Genomic DNA, 13,640 nt, shown 5'->3' with positions numbered 1-13,640 from the left:
ACAAAGCCTACTCGATTTTGTCATCGATTTTAACGGTTATAGGTTTATCATTTCAAGTATATATAGGGGGAATCCATCTGTCAATGCATGAACATGCCTGGTTATCGGCCGAAGGGGTCAACCGGATTTCTTCCTGACATAATAAGCGAAAACATGCTGCAGCAGCACTTTGATGACGGCAAAGACCGGTACGGCCAGAATCAGACCCACGGTTCCTGCCACCTGTCCGCCGACAAGGAGCGCAAATATGATCAGAAGCGGATGCATATGCAGCTTCTTGCCGACCACTTGCGGCGAGATGACATTGCTCTCCAGCGTCTGGCAGACCATATTGACCACCGCCACCAGCAGCACCATCCTCCAGGAAATCGTGGATGCCATCACAAGCGCAGGAGCTGCCCCGAGAAAGGGGCCTAGATACGGGATGATGTTAAACACCGCCACGATGCTGGCCAGCAGCAGCGCGTACGGCATGCCCACGATCATGTACCCCACGTAAGCGAGAACGCCGATGATCAAGCATACCAGAAATTGTCCGCGGACATAATTCCCGAGGGCCGTGTCGATCTCTTTCAGCAGCGTGACGATCGACTTCCGGCGGCTCCGCGGCAGATAGGATACGGCGGTTCGCTGGAACACCTCAAAATCTTTTAATATGTAGAAGATCAGGAACGGAACAATTAACACATTAAACAGGATGTTGATGGTGTTGCCGATATTGTCCATGAAATCCGAAATTCCACCGGCCAGCCTCGACTCCATCTGCAGGAACCAGCTGTTGACGCCTGTCCTTACTCCCGGGGGCAGCAGCCTGCTGTCCAGATTGGTCATCAGGCTTTGGGCGTTCATCGATAATTCAGGCAAGTGCTCGTTGAGCTCCTCCAGCTGCCGGATCAGCATCGGAATCATATTGATCAGAATGACGGCCAGCGAAGTCAGGAAGACGGCATAAATGAGCAGCACCGCAATGCTCCGCGGAACTTTGCGGTCAGAGAGCGTGCATACAATCGGATTCAACACATACGATATGATCATGGCAACCAAAAATGGCGCCAGGACGGCCTTAAGAAAGCGATAGACATCCAGAAACAGCGGGCGCAGCAGCCAGACAAAATAAAGGGAGATGAGTCCAAGCATCAACCAAACCAACAACCGAAACCATTTGTTCTCGGTCAGCTGTTCCACACAGGCACCCTCCTTTTTTCGAAAGCTACCCTGTAGTATATGTACAAGCTTCCAGAAATAAACTAACATTTCCGCCGGCCAAAATGAAAAAGACTCCTGCTACTCAGCCGCACGGGCCTTAAGCAAGGAGTCGTTGATCTTACGCTATGTACGCGTTCTTCAGGAAGACGCGTGCATCTGAGGAAAATCCGGCTGCATGTCATCGCCGAAGAACAAATCATCCAGCGAGCTGAGCGTGCCGTCCTCTTCTACCTGGTATACGGACATTTTCTCTCCGTTAACCGTCAATTCGATAAAGCAACCCCAGCAATAAAACTGGTGGGAGCCGATTTTTCCGATATCTTTGGAACTACAGTTTGGACATTTCATCCTACCTCACCCTATCCGTTCACAGAATTAATGGCTTTTTCCAGACGCTGTTCGCTCATCGGGGGTACCATGACGGCACTCTCGCCGATAGCCATTTCCGCTGTGCAAGGCAGCCATTTGCGACCTTCGATCAAATCCGAGACAAATCCATCGGATATTTCCAACCCTAGTATTGTATTGCCCTGTTCCTGCTCAAAATAAACATCCGATATACGACCGAGCAGAACACCATCCTCTGTCAGGACCTGCATCTCTTTCAATTTGCGCTTGCCCAAAAGGTACGTAAGCGGTATATCGTTGGCGCCCAATTTGCGGACAGCCTCTTGGCTCCGGATCATGACGGCATCTTCCCCGTAGGCTACGATATCTTCCCATGAGACGCTTTTCACATGAGAGGAAAACAAAGCCTTGCCTTCAAGCTCTAATCCGGTAATCAACCAGTTCTCATCTAGTATAAAATCGTGGATTTTGCCGATTTCCTTACCGTTCTCCACGTCGAATACAGCCAGTCCGATCATTTCTTGAAGTTTCATAACCGTGGACACCTCCTCATCCTTCATGGTTTGAAATCAACCGCGGTTCCCAAAAAACGCTGACCGACGGGCAATTTCCAAGGATGAAATGGACGAACGCATACCCCCTATTCCGTAGAAGGAGAAATCCCTTAACATCTATTTACGTAACCGATTAAGGATGGTTCCAATTTTTTGGGCAGTGTACTCCATTTCTTGAGTAGTATTACCCAAACCGAAACTAAAACGAATCGCGGAGCGCAAAACAGGGTCAGAAAGTTTCATTGCTCGGAGTACATGGGATATTTCCAGGGATCCCGACGTACAAGCCGAGCCGCTTGCCGCCGCAATTCCTTCCATATCGAGGTTCATCAGCATCGTCTCCGTATTGGCACCGGGAAAGCTGATATTCAGGATGTGAGGTAGGTGATGTTCCGGGTTTCCATTGATCACAAAAGAATTCTCGCCAATCTCCTGACGAAGCCCGTCAAGGAGGGTCGATCTCAGTTCGCGATAATGCTGGATTCGCGTCTCCATATTCTGCACGGTCCATTCCACTGCCGCCGCAAAACCGGCGATTCCGGCCATATTCTCTGTCCCGGCCCGGCGCTTCTTCTCCTGCAGCCCTCCGAACAGACGGGGAGATACGCTGAGTCCCCTGCGGACGACCAAAGCGCCTACGCCCTGCGGCCCGTTGATTTTGTGGGCGGAAAAGCTCCACATATCCACCGGCAGCTCGCGGCAGTTGATCGCCTCCGAGCCCAATGCCTGAACGGCATCGGTATGGAATACGATTCCGCGGCTCCGGCATAACTCGCCGATTTCGGCGATCGGCTGAACGGTGCCTACTTCATTGTTGCCGTACATGATGGTCACCAGCGCCGTGTTGTCCTGAATCGCGCCCGCAATGTCCTCTACAGAAACACGCCCTGTAGGGTCCACCGGGACATAGGTAACCTGGCAGCCCCGCCGTTCCAGCTCATGGCAAGTGTGGAGCACCGCATGGTGCTCCACCGCTGACGTAATCACATGTCTGCCTTCCACGCCCAAGGACTCCAGCAGTCCCAGAACAGCCAGGTTATCGCTCTCGGTCCCGCCTGCGGTAAACACCAGCTCGTCCGAATGGCATCCCAACAAAGACGCTATTCGATCACGCGCCCCGTTCACGATCTTCTTCGCTTCCCGTCCAAAAGCATGGACGCTCGAAGCATTGCCGTATTGGCTCGTCATGACATTCATCATCCGCTCCGCGACCTCCGGATGAACCGGGGTTGATGCGGCATGATCCAAGTATACTGATTTCATCTCCGTCGTCACCCTTAAATGTAAAACATATAGTTGTCTGCAGCAGACTGTTCATGGTAATTGATCAGATAGTCCAGCGTCGTGGAATCCAGCACTTCAGCGATGCTGTCGCGGATCCGGAGCCAGAGGTCACGCTTCGCCGGATCGTCCTCTTCCGTAAAATCGACGGGGGATATCGGCCCTTCCAGAACGCGGATGACGTCCCCTGCCGTGATGGATGCCGGGTCCCGGGAAAGGATATATCCGCCGTATGCACCGCGGATGCTCTTAACCAAGCCCGCATTCCGCAGCGGCGCGATCAGCTGCTCAAGATAATGTTCCGACAGCTGGTTCTTCTCGGCTATGCTCTTCAGCGAAGTCGGCCCTTCGCCGAACTTGGCGGCCAGCTCCATCATAATCGTTAATCCGTATCTTCCTTTTGTTGATATCTTCAAAGGTGACACCTCTTTCGGTAATTTGTATATTATGTCCATCCTGTACATGAGTTGTAGGTGGCGGGCGAGCGATAAATACGTCGTAATCCATGAGTAAAGCAGCTTATCCTGTATTTTTCTCCGTATTCCGATCATTACCCTCAGCTTATCGTAACATATCCTGGACCCCAATGGGTAATATTCCAGCTGGAAACTCGAAAAATGTTCACCCTGAGTGGACAAAATGAAACGTGTGAACCTTGTTCCAATATGTTAAAATACCTCCATGGGCACAATTCAATATGAAAATGGTGATAACGATGTCAAAAGAAAAACATAACACTCGTATCGTTGTCGGCATGTCGGGAGGAGTCGACTCCTCCGTAACAGCGCTCCTGCTCAAACAGCAGGGCTATGAAGTGATCGGCATCTTTATGAAAAACTGGGATGATACCGATGAGCTTGGCTACTGCACAGCCGAAGCGGACGCTGAAGACGTGCGCCGCGTGTGCGAGCAGCTCGACATTCCCTACTATACCGTCAATTTCGAGAAGGAATACTTCGATAAAGTATTTTCCTATTTCCTCGATGAATATAAAGCCGGGAGAACGCCGAACCCCGATGTCATGTGCAACCGCGAGATCAAATTCGGCGAATTTCTGAACAAGGCCATGGACTTGGGAGCCGACTACGTCGCTACCGGCCATTACGCCCGCGTCATCGAGGAGGACGGACAGTACCGGCTGCTGCGGGGTGTGGACAGCAACAAAGACCAAACCTACTTCCTCAATGCGCTGAGCCAAGAGCAGCTTGCCAAGGCGATGTTCCCGATCGGGCATCTGCCGAAACCGGAAGTCCGCCGACTAGCTGAGGAGGCCGGGCTGTATACTGCCAAGAAAAAAGACAGCACCGGCGTTTGCTTCATCGGCGAGCGGAATTTCAAGGAGTTCCTTGGACAATACCTTCCTGCCCAATCCGGCGATATGGTGGACATTGTCACCGGTGAAGTAAAGGGCCGCCATGACGGCTTGATGTACTACACGCTGGGGCAACGCCAAGGCCTCGGGATCGGCGGATCCGGCTCCGGGGAGCCTTGGTTCGTAGCCGACAAAGATTTGACCAACAATATTTTGTACGTAGTTCAAGGCGATCATCCGAGCTTGTATTCGACCGGACTCGTTGCCTCCGGAATCAATTGGATTGCAGGACAAGACGCTATGCCCAAAGACGCCTACACCTGCACCGCCAAATTCCGCTACCGTCAGCCGGACCAGGAAGTAACCATAACCCCGCGCGAAGACGGAACCGTTCATGTCGCGTTTGCGAAGCCGCAAAAAGCGATCACGCCGGGACAAGCCGTCGTCTTCTATCAAGGGGACGAATGCCTTGGAGGGGGAACGATCGAAACGGCGGATAAAGTTCCTTATTAATCCGCTGAATGATACGCGAAGAGCACACACTTGATACGGAATATTCCGTAAAGCGTGTGCTCTTTTTTTGCGTGCTAGCGAAGAATATACTCCACGGCAATTCCCTGCTCCATGCTGGCGGCTACATCGATGAAACGCTGATTCGAGCTGCCCCGGAAAGGAAGCGAGACATCCCTGCGCTCCAACTCGAATTTGCCGTCAACGATGACGTCGCACAGCAGGGCCAATTCGCGCAGCTTCGGCTGCCTCAGCAGCGCTTCGAAGGTGAACCCCGTGTAGGCCCATACGTTTTTTGCGGGACAGAGGGTCCTGAGCCTGCGTACGAATGCCGCACATTCTTCCGGGGAGAAGAAGGGGTCTCCACCGCATAAGGTCACGCCATCCAGCAAAGGATTGTCCAGGATATCCTGCAGTATCGCCGCTGACATTTCTTCGGTAAAGGGCTCCCCCGCTTCAAAGTCCCAGGAATCCGTATTAAAACATCCGGCGCAGGCATGGCGGCAGCCGCTCACGAATAGAACCGCACGAAGCCCGGGGCCTTCATTGATGCTCTCGGGGATGTATCCGCACACATTCACAAATGCTTCACCCGATCCCGAACCTCGGCCTGCTTGGCCGAATTGAAGCGCTCCGTATAATTGCCCGTTAAATATCCCGTTACCCTCCGCAGCCGCTGGAAGTTTCCATCCGCCTCCAAGGCGCCGCATCCAGGGCACGCACTTCCGATAATGCCTTCGTAGTTGCATGCCGGGCACCGGTCGACGGGATGGTTAACGGAGAAATATCCGATGTTCTGCTGCAGGGCAAACTGCACGATGTCCCGGAAAGCAGCCGTATTCTGCCTTGCGTTGCCGTCCAGCTCCACATACGAAATCGCTCCGGCGTTGCAAAGCTCATGGAAAGGAGCTTCGGAACGGATTTTGCGGTAGGCGGCCATCGGATAGTACACGGGTATATGAAAAGAATTCGTGTAATATTCGCGGTCAGTCACACCCTCGATCACCCCGAAGGTCTGCCGGTCGAGCTTCGTGAATTTCCCGGATAACCCTTCTGCCGGCGTGGCAAACAGCGTGATGTTCAGGTTATACCTTTCACCGGCTGCATCGCAAAACCGGCGCATATGCCGGATGATCTCGATCCCCAGCCCTCGGCTGTCCTCATCCTCGCCGTGATGCCGTCCGGTCAACGCCTTCAGGCATTCGGCCAGCCCGATAAATCCAAGCGCCAGGGTGCCGTGCTTGATCAGCTCGCGCACCTTATCCTTCGGCGACAGCGCCTCGCCGCCTTCCCACACGCCCTCCCGCATCATGAAATCGGACGCTTTGGCCGGTTGGTCGGCCTGCAGCTCGTAACGGTGAATCAAGCCCTCCACCGCAATTCTCATATAATGATCCAGCTGTTGATAGAAACGGTTCAGGTCCGGCACTTCCCGCTTTCCTTGAACGATGCCATGTTCAATCCCGAGCCGGACCAAATTGATCGTATTAAAGGACAGGTTGCCCTTGCCGCTTAGGCGGTTTCGCCCAAAGCGATCCGAAATCGTGCGGGTCCTGCAGCCCATGGTGGCAATAATCGTGTCCGGGTCGCCCGGGTTATAATAGACGAGATTAAACGACGCGTCCACGTTGACGAAATTCGGATAGAGCCTGCGGCTGGAGCACTCGACGGCTTTCAGGAACAGGTCGTAATTCGGCTCGCCTTCCGCCTGGTTGACCCCCTGCTTGCACTGGAAAATATGCTGCGGAAATATCGGCGTCTCTCCCCCGCCGAGCCCCTTCATCGTGGCATCCAGCAAGGCGTGGGACACCAGCCTTCCTTCGGTTGACGTGCACATGCCGTAATTCAACGAAGTGAAAGGAATTTGTCCGCCGGCCCGGCTGCTCATCGTATTCAAATTATGGATCAAGGATTCCGCGGCCTGCTTTGTTTCATTCACCGTTTCATGATAGGCATAATGGTATATTCGCGGATATGTGTCCTTCAGCTGCTCATTGTCTATGTATATTTCGTGATCCTCAAGAGCTCGTTCATACGGCCGATCCGCTCCCAGCCCCGCTTCTCCGAAGTAGGCCAGCCCTTTGCGAAAATGCCGACGAAACGATTTGCCGACATACGGCGCGAGATCCCAATCGATTTTGCTGCCGGACACGCCGCCGAATTGGCTGTTCTGCTGGGATTGAAAGATGATGGCTACCAGCGCCATGGCGGTCATGATGCTCTGCGGCGGCCTGACCGATCCGTTACCGGTATTGAAGCCCTTGGCCAGCAACCGGCCGAACGGGATGAAGATGCAGTTCGTCGTTCCCAGCGCATACTGGTCCAGGTCATGAACGTATACATACCCATCCCTCACCGCTCTCGTGAGCTCTGTCGGCAGGATGAATTTGCTTGCCATCCATTTGGCGTATTCGGAGCCAATCCGGCTCATTTTTCCGCTGAAGGATTCCCCGTTCAGATTCGCGTTCTCCCGCAGCAGGTCCAAATCGGCTACCCCGATCACATCCCTGCTGATCTTATAAAGCTCTCCCCGCCGCATCCGCTCCAGATCGCGGGCCTCCCTGTAATGTTGATAGGCAGCTGCTACTTCGGGATAACCCGTGCTTTGCAAATGCTCCACAACGATATCTTGAATCTCCTCCACGCTAACCTGGTCCATCCCCGCAGTGGCATGGGCAACCTCATCTCCAATCCGCAACGAAGCATCCTTGCGGGAAACACCCTCTACCGCCATAAAAGCTTTATCCACCGCCTCCACGATTCGGATCGTCTCAAATTTTACCAGGCATCCGTCTCTCTTCATGACCTTCATGAATAGGAACAACTCCTCTTCTTCATATCGTTAACACACTATATATAGTTTTATTTTATCAATTTACATCCATATATAGTTTAGTGCTGTGATATAGGTCACGATGGTCGGTCTTTAAAATCGAATAGGGCTGCACTTACGCTATAACCCCGAAGGGGATAGTGCCCTACAAAAAAACCAGCTAATACTTGTCAAGCATTATAACTTGGTTAAATAATAGAATACTGATATACTTTTCTAAACAGCACAAATAACCTTCAGTGGCGTGAAGGTTATGGGAAAATATGGTTTTTAGGCTTTGTAGGGTTCGCTTTTACTTAGGATGGCATAAATGTGATGGAGAAGCTTGTTGGCGCAAGCGATCACGACCACCTTGTAGGGCTTGCCCTCTTTTCTTTTTTTGTCGTAGTAATCACTGATCCTGCGGTTTGCACGTCTGCGAATCCCGCACTGTACGGCAAGATAGAGTGCTCGCCGTAGTCTTTTTGAGCCTCGTTTCGTGATCCGGTTGCTTGTAGCCGTGAATTTTCCTGAGCTGTAAATCCCCGGATCTAATCCTGCGTAGGCTACAAGTTGCTTCGCATCCTTGAACTGGCTTGCATCGCCCAGCTCTGCCACGATGGCTGCCGCAAGTTTGTTCCCTACACCCGGGATACTTTTGACCAATTCCACTTCAGGCAACTCCCCAGCCAGTTCTTCCATCTGCTTTTCCAAATGATTTAACTGTTTATCGAATTCCAACAGCAGGGAGACCATGCTAGTCAACGCTATGCTCTGGGATCGACTCCTCTCTTGTGTTTTCCAGCCCAACACGAGTTCTTTCAACCGTTTTGTTTTCTCCGTAATCCATCCTTTGGAGTGGGATTTACCTACACATTCAAGGATCAGATCCCCCACATCTTCGACCTTGTTCTCCAAACATCGCTCTAGCACTTTTAATGATGTGGTCGCATACAGATTATGAAATAATCCGATGAAGTCCGGAAACACCTGCTCAAGCAAAGCTCTGCTGTTTAACTTGGCCTGTACGTACATCGCGGTTACAAACTCATGTTGCCTCGTTAAGTGTTGAAGCTCGGTGTAGGTTTCCTCCCACTCTCGATGCGCTTTAACGTCCCCTCGGTAGTACATCTCAGCCAAATGCCATGCATCTGCTGCATCTGTTTTCACCTTGCGAAGTTGCGTACCTTTCGATCGTTTCGCTTGCAGAGGGTTAACGATGTAATGAGTCCATCCACTACGTTTAAGATACCCTACCAGACTTCGATGGTAATGTCCGGTCGCCTCAAGGACAACAACGGGCTCGACGCCACTTTTATGTTTGAGTGTTCCTAACAGTTCCCCTAGCCGTTCAAAACCTTCCGGCCCATGATGAAGCTTCTCCATCCTCCCGAAGGGTTTTTCGCGACCGATAAAGGCCTGGATAACGCTAACCCCTTTGGCCACGTCTATTCCTACTACTGGCTGCATAATAACCTCCTTGATTCGATACCGGCATTCCCACATGGTCTCCAACCCCATAGCTTCGCTTGTGATGCGAGGTCTAAAGCCTCTACCAGCTCAAACATAGTCGTTGGACGGTAGTGAGAGAACCGTTTTTTTGACGGGATCTGCGTCCCTAAGCCACCTTCGTTCTCCCGGCTACCACCATCGTATAATGCCTACAAAAATAGGCCAACCAGAAATCTGGTTGACCTAATAATACGAAAGGCACCTCGGGCGATCGGGACTGACCCCCGTTTGTGAGACAGGGATCAAAACACCTTGCAAGTTTAAGCAGCCAGTTGCCGGAAATGAACCGGCGATTGGTTGTTTAGTTTTGTTTGAATGCGAATTGAGTTATAGTAAGTAATGTAGTTTCGAACGGTCTGCTCGACGATTGCCGTCGTCGTACAGGTTAAACCTTCGAGATAGAACGTTTCAGACTTTAGCGTGGAATGAAACGATTCGATGGGGGCATTATCAGCGGGCGTACCCTTGCGGGACATGCTCATGGTAATGCCTTTTCCCTTTACTGCTTCTTGATAGGCCTGAGATGTGTAGACGCTGCCCTGATCGCTATGGAGCATGGTGCCTGGTAGAGCGGGCAGCTGACCCAGCGTGTCCAGAACAAACCCGGTATCTTGCTTGTCAGAAATACTGTACGCCACAATCTCTCCGTTAAACAAGTCCAAGATACTCGACAGGTATAACGTTTTTCCGCCAAACGGCAAATACGTAATATCTGTAACGAGTTTTTGCATGGGGGCATCGGCTTCAAATTGGCGCTTTAACAAGTGTTCTGCGATGTAAGCTGGCTGCCCTGTAGGTTTGCGTTTCTTCACTTTGACACGACATTGGAGCCCCTCGCGCTGCATAATCCGCTGAACGCGTTTATGGTTAATCTTACGCTCCATCCGAAGCAGAGCCGTGATCTTTCGGTATCCATAACGAAATTTATGCTGACTACAGAGTTCACGAATCTTCTCTACCATGTGATCTTTACATGGGTTCTCGTGGGCGTCCTTCCAGCGATAGTAGGTGGAGCGAGAAAGCCCGATCCATGCACACGCTTGGGTTACACTGACTTCTCCTCGAACGGACTCAACCCACTCCACTACAGCCTTTGGCGACACCTCCTTTGCATTTCCACGAACTTTTTTAGCAGATCTAACTGTTGTTTCAGAAACCGATTTTCCGCCTGTACCTTCTCGAGTTCAGATGTATATTCAGGCCCTTTACCGTAGCTGTATTGTTTACCGACAGGCTGCTCCAACCGATTCCATTGGCCACTGCGATACCATCTCATCCAGGTCTCTACTTGTGTCTTATTTCGTATGTTCAGTTGGTCCATGACTTCTTTCACTGGAATGCCATCCAACCTCATTTCAATAGCTTTCTTTTTCACTTCCACTGGATAGCTGACTCTTGTTGCCAACGCAAAAACACCTCCAAAGTTGTCCCCATATCTTACGACATGGTTGCATTCTCTTGAAGGTGTTTTTAATTTGTCTCACGTTATGGGGTCAGTCCCATCCTTGGATCACCATCGGGTACCTTCTTGATTGACCAATAACAATTTAACTTTCCACAGGCGGCATCGGGGTTGGCGTCGGCTTGGCATAGCCGGTGCTGTATTTCTCGTCGATCGCGGTCCGGATATCCGTTAAGCTCATACCCTCACTGCTCATTTTGGCAGATTCCACGGCAATGTCCAAACACACCCCGCAGCGGGTGCCGTGATCGTCCCACACCACCGTGCCGTCCTCCTGAATCTCATCGATAAAACAGTTCAGGTTGCTCTCATGACCGGCACTTTCCCCGCAGCCGCAGTAACAAGGAATGTATTTCAGGACATCACTCACCTGCGCGGACAAAGCATAAATCGTTTGGAGCTCGCTGGTCTGGCTCTTCAAAAAGGTCGGCAGCTCATCGATCGAAGACGTCGCCTCCTGGATATCCCCGTTGGACAGCTGCGTCTGATGTCCGTGCTCATGCGCCGCCTCGGCTGCCTGTCCACCAACGACCTGCTCCTGGGCGCTTTTTCCCGAACAGCCGCTCAGCATAAGGCCGGCGGACAGCAGCAGGATGACAAACCGTTGTTTCCCTGTTTTCATCATTCATTTCCTCCATTTAATTAAGCTAGCGGCCGTAAATCCCGTTATCGCCGTACGACCCTATTCTTCGCGTCGTAATCGCTGGTTGTGGGCGATCTTGGCTTCGTTCCCCTGCTCCGTGGCCTGATAGAACACCCGGCGGGAGAGCTCCTTCGGCAAATACTCCTGCTTCACGTAATGGCCCGGATAATCGTGCGGGTACTTGTAGCCCACATGTCCCAGCTTAACCGCCCCCGAGTAATGCGCATCGCGCAGATGCAGCGGAACCTCCGCCGATTTCACTTCATCCATGGCGGACATCGCCCGGGATATGGCGGATACAACGCCATCGGATTTCGGGCTCTCCACGGCGAACAGGATCGCCTGGGCGATATTCAGCTTGGCTTCCGGCCAGCCGTTGTTCCGGTAGGCATCCAATGCGCTTACCGCCTGCACCATGGCTTGGGGATTGGCCAGCCCGATATCCTCGCTGCTGGCAGCAATCAGGCGGCGGATGAACACCATCGGGTCCATGCCGAGCTTTTCGACTGCATACAAAAACCAGAACAGCGCTGCATCGCTGGAGCCCCGAATGCTCTTGTGAAAGGCGGACAGCACATCATACTGCGTGGACTCGTCCGCACGCACGGTAGGCCGGCGAATCGATTCCTCCGCCACCTCCAGCGTGATATGGACCGTACCGCTTGCGTCCGGCGGCGTCGTCATCGCGGCCAGCTCCAGCGCATTGAGTGCACGCCGGATATCCCCGTTCGCCATGGCTGCAATGTGCTCCAGCGCTTCCTCATCGGCCTTGAGATCCATGAACCCAAGACCCTTTTCCTGATCGATCAGCGCGCGCCGCATCGCGATCATGGAATGGTCCTTGGTCAGCGGCTGAAGCTGAAACAAAGTGGACCGGCTCATTAGAGCCCCGTTGACATAATGAAAGGGGTTCTCGGTCGTCGCGCCGATAAATATGATGGTGCCGTTCTCCACGGCAGGTAGCAGGGCATCCTGTCTGGAGCTGTTGAAGCGGTGCACCTCATCCAAAAACAGGATCGTTTTGGTGCCGTACAGGCTGCGGTTGCTCTGGGCTTGTTCAATGACTTCCCTAACGTCCTTGACCGTGGCTTCCACCGCGTTCAGCCGAACGAAATGCCCCTTCGTTTGCTGGGATATGATATGCGCAAGCGTTGTTTTGCCGCATCCCGGCGGGCCGTACAATAAAATCGACGAGACCTGGTCTGCCTCTATGGCCCGCCGGAGCAGTTTGCCCGGTCCGATAATATGCTCTTGTCCTATATATTCATCCAGCGACGAAGGGCGCATCCGATCGGCCAGCAGCCGGGAGTCCCGGTCCCCTTCACGCCCGATACTGAATAAATCCATGGCTACACTTCCTTGTCTGATATCGATGCAAAAATAAGTCGTTTCCATTCAATCCATCACGCTCTATCATATCATATTCGAATTCGCCGTGCCTGCGCTGCGGCAACTTCCTGTCCTACGCTTCATTCGTCCCATGGCTCGGATATTGCATTTTATTTTGATCATATCCAACTTTTATCGAACCGGAAGCGTTTCATATAATAGGGAAGCGTTTGAAAAGCCTGATCTGGGGAGAATGTGATGACGACTCGCAAAAAATCCGTACGCAAATTGTATAACGCGGTGATCCATATGACGTTCAGTATACTGGGGCTCTACCTTCATGCCAGCACCTATCATCTTTTACAAGAAACATTCGGCCCCGGTTACCTCGACGATGAGAGACTGGCGATGAACCTGCTGTATGCCGTTCTTATCCTGCAGTTCCTGCTCGGCTTGTACGTCTTCATACGTTCAGCCATCATGCTTTACGAGTACAGGCAGGGAATCCGGGGTGAGGATGACGACGAGGTCTTGTTATGAAGCGTGTCGCTTAACCACTATCCACGAAGGGAGACTATGGAATTGAAACGAAAGCCTATGCGAAAAATGACCCTCTTCATCCTTCTGGCCGCTGCCTGTTCCATCCTTGCTGTCTGGACTTTGATCCGGTT

The 13,640-nt window shown here is 52.2% G+C and carries 13 protein-coding genes; 2 read left to right on the top strand and 11 right to left on the bottom strand.

What is annotated here, in order from left to right:
• Window positions 1-117 precede the first annotated feature (117 nt).
• The 5 genes from P0X86_RS08615 to cymR all read right to left on the bottom strand — a co-directional run bounded on the left by P0X86_RS08615 (window position 118) and on the right by cymR (window position 3,805).
• The gene (locus tag P0X86_RS08615) at window positions 118-1,185 is read right to left on the bottom strand and encodes an AI-2E family transporter (RefSeq protein ID WP_009592785.1); all 1,068 of its coding nucleotides are present in this window, start codon (window positions 1,183-1,185) and stop codon (window positions 118-120) included.
• 159 nt (window positions 1,186-1,344) lie between these two features.
• Window positions 1,345-1,554 carry a hypothetical protein gene (locus P0X86_RS08610; RefSeq protein ID WP_015734058.1) on the bottom strand — a complete coding sequence of 70 codons (210 nt, stop codon included), beginning with the start codon at window positions 1,552-1,554 and terminating at the stop codon, window positions 1,345-1,347.
• An 11-nt stretch (window positions 1,555-1,565) separates the two neighbouring features.
• Entirely contained in the window at window positions 1,566-2,087 is a 522-nt protein-coding gene (locus P0X86_RS08605) for a PRC-barrel domain-containing protein (protein ID WP_009592754.1), read from the bottom strand.
• Window positions 2,088-2,225: 138 nt separating this feature from the next.
• Window positions 2,226-3,371, bottom strand: a complete 1,146-nt coding sequence (locus P0X86_RS08600; RefSeq protein ID WP_096772945.1) for a cysteine desulfurase family protein — start codon at window positions 3,369-3,371, stop codon at window positions 2,226-2,228.
• Between the two features lie 14 nt (window positions 3,372-3,385).
• Window positions 3,386-3,805: a cysteine metabolism transcriptional regulator CymR gene (gene cymR / locus P0X86_RS08595; protein ID WP_015734056.1), complete on the bottom strand. Its 420-nt coding sequence runs from the start codon at window positions 3,803-3,805 to the stop codon at window positions 3,386-3,388.
• 299 nt (window positions 3,806-4,104) lie between these two features.
• Between cymR and mnmA the strand changes: the two genes are divergently transcribed.
• On the top strand, window positions 4,105-5,214 hold the full coding sequence (gene mnmA / locus P0X86_RS08590; protein ID WP_186326400.1) for a tRNA 2-thiouridine(34) synthase MnmA: 1,110 nt from the start codon (window positions 4,105-4,107) through the stop codon (window positions 5,212-5,214).
• Window positions 5,215-5,288: 74 nt separating this feature from the next.
• Here mnmA and nrdG read toward each other — a convergent pair whose 3' ends face one another.
• From nrdG to P0X86_RS08560, 6 genes are all read right to left on the bottom strand, one after another.
• Window positions 5,289-5,792, bottom strand: coding sequence for an anaerobic ribonucleoside-triphosphate reductase activating protein (gene nrdG, locus P0X86_RS08585; protein WP_096772944.1), 504 nt, complete (start codon window positions 5,790-5,792; stop codon window positions 5,289-5,291).
• Window positions 5,789-8,023 (bottom strand): anaerobic ribonucleoside triphosphate reductase, encoded by a 2,235-nt coding sequence (locus P0X86_RS08580; protein WP_213577308.1) that lies wholly within the window; start codon window positions 8,021-8,023, stop codon window positions 5,789-5,791. The genes nrdG and P0X86_RS08580 overlap by 4 nt, the downstream gene beginning before the upstream one ends.
• A gap of 291 nt (window positions 8,024-8,314) precedes the next feature.
• Window positions 8,315-9,493: an IS110 family RNA-guided transposase gene (locus P0X86_RS08575; protein WP_277745938.1), complete on the bottom strand. Its 1,179-nt coding sequence runs from the start codon at window positions 9,491-9,493 to the stop codon at window positions 8,315-8,317.
• 302 nt (window positions 9,494-9,795) lie between these two features.
• Window positions 9,796-10,940, bottom strand: a protein-coding gene (locus tag P0X86_RS08570; RefSeq protein ID WP_277748312.1) for an IS3 family transposase whose coding sequence is annotated in 2 segments (ribosomal slippage) — window positions 9,796-10,646 and window positions 10,646-10,940 — 1,146 coding nt in all. Because the reading frame shifts where the segments join, the coding sequence is not laid out codon by codon here.
• Between the two features lie 142 nt (window positions 10,941-11,082).
• Complete coding sequence (locus P0X86_RS08565) at window positions 11,083-11,622, bottom strand: PCYCGC domain-containing protein (protein WP_192569304.1); 540 nt, start codon at window positions 11,620-11,622, stop codon at window positions 11,083-11,085.
• Window positions 11,623-11,679: 57 nt separating this feature from the next.
• Window positions 11,680-12,987, bottom strand: coding sequence for a replication-associated recombination protein A (locus P0X86_RS08560; protein ID WP_213577306.1), 1,308 nt, complete (start codon window positions 12,985-12,987; stop codon window positions 11,680-11,682).
• Between the two features lie 240 nt (window positions 12,988-13,227).
• Between P0X86_RS08560 and P0X86_RS08555 the strand changes: the two genes are divergently transcribed.
• Complete coding sequence (locus tag P0X86_RS08555; RefSeq protein ID WP_192569306.1) at window positions 13,228-13,509, top strand: hypothetical protein; 282 nt, start codon at window positions 13,228-13,230, stop codon at window positions 13,507-13,509.
• Window positions 13,510-13,640: the final 131 nt, after the last annotated feature.

Origin of the sequence: Paenibacillus sp. BR1-192 (assembly GCF_029542445.1) — a bacterium.
GTDB lineage: Bacteria > Bacillota > Bacilli > Paenibacillales > Paenibacillaceae > Paenibacillus_AQ > Paenibacillus_AQ lautus_A.
Note: the sequence above shows the minus strand (reverse complement) of the source record. Positions and strands in the feature narration are given on the sequence as shown.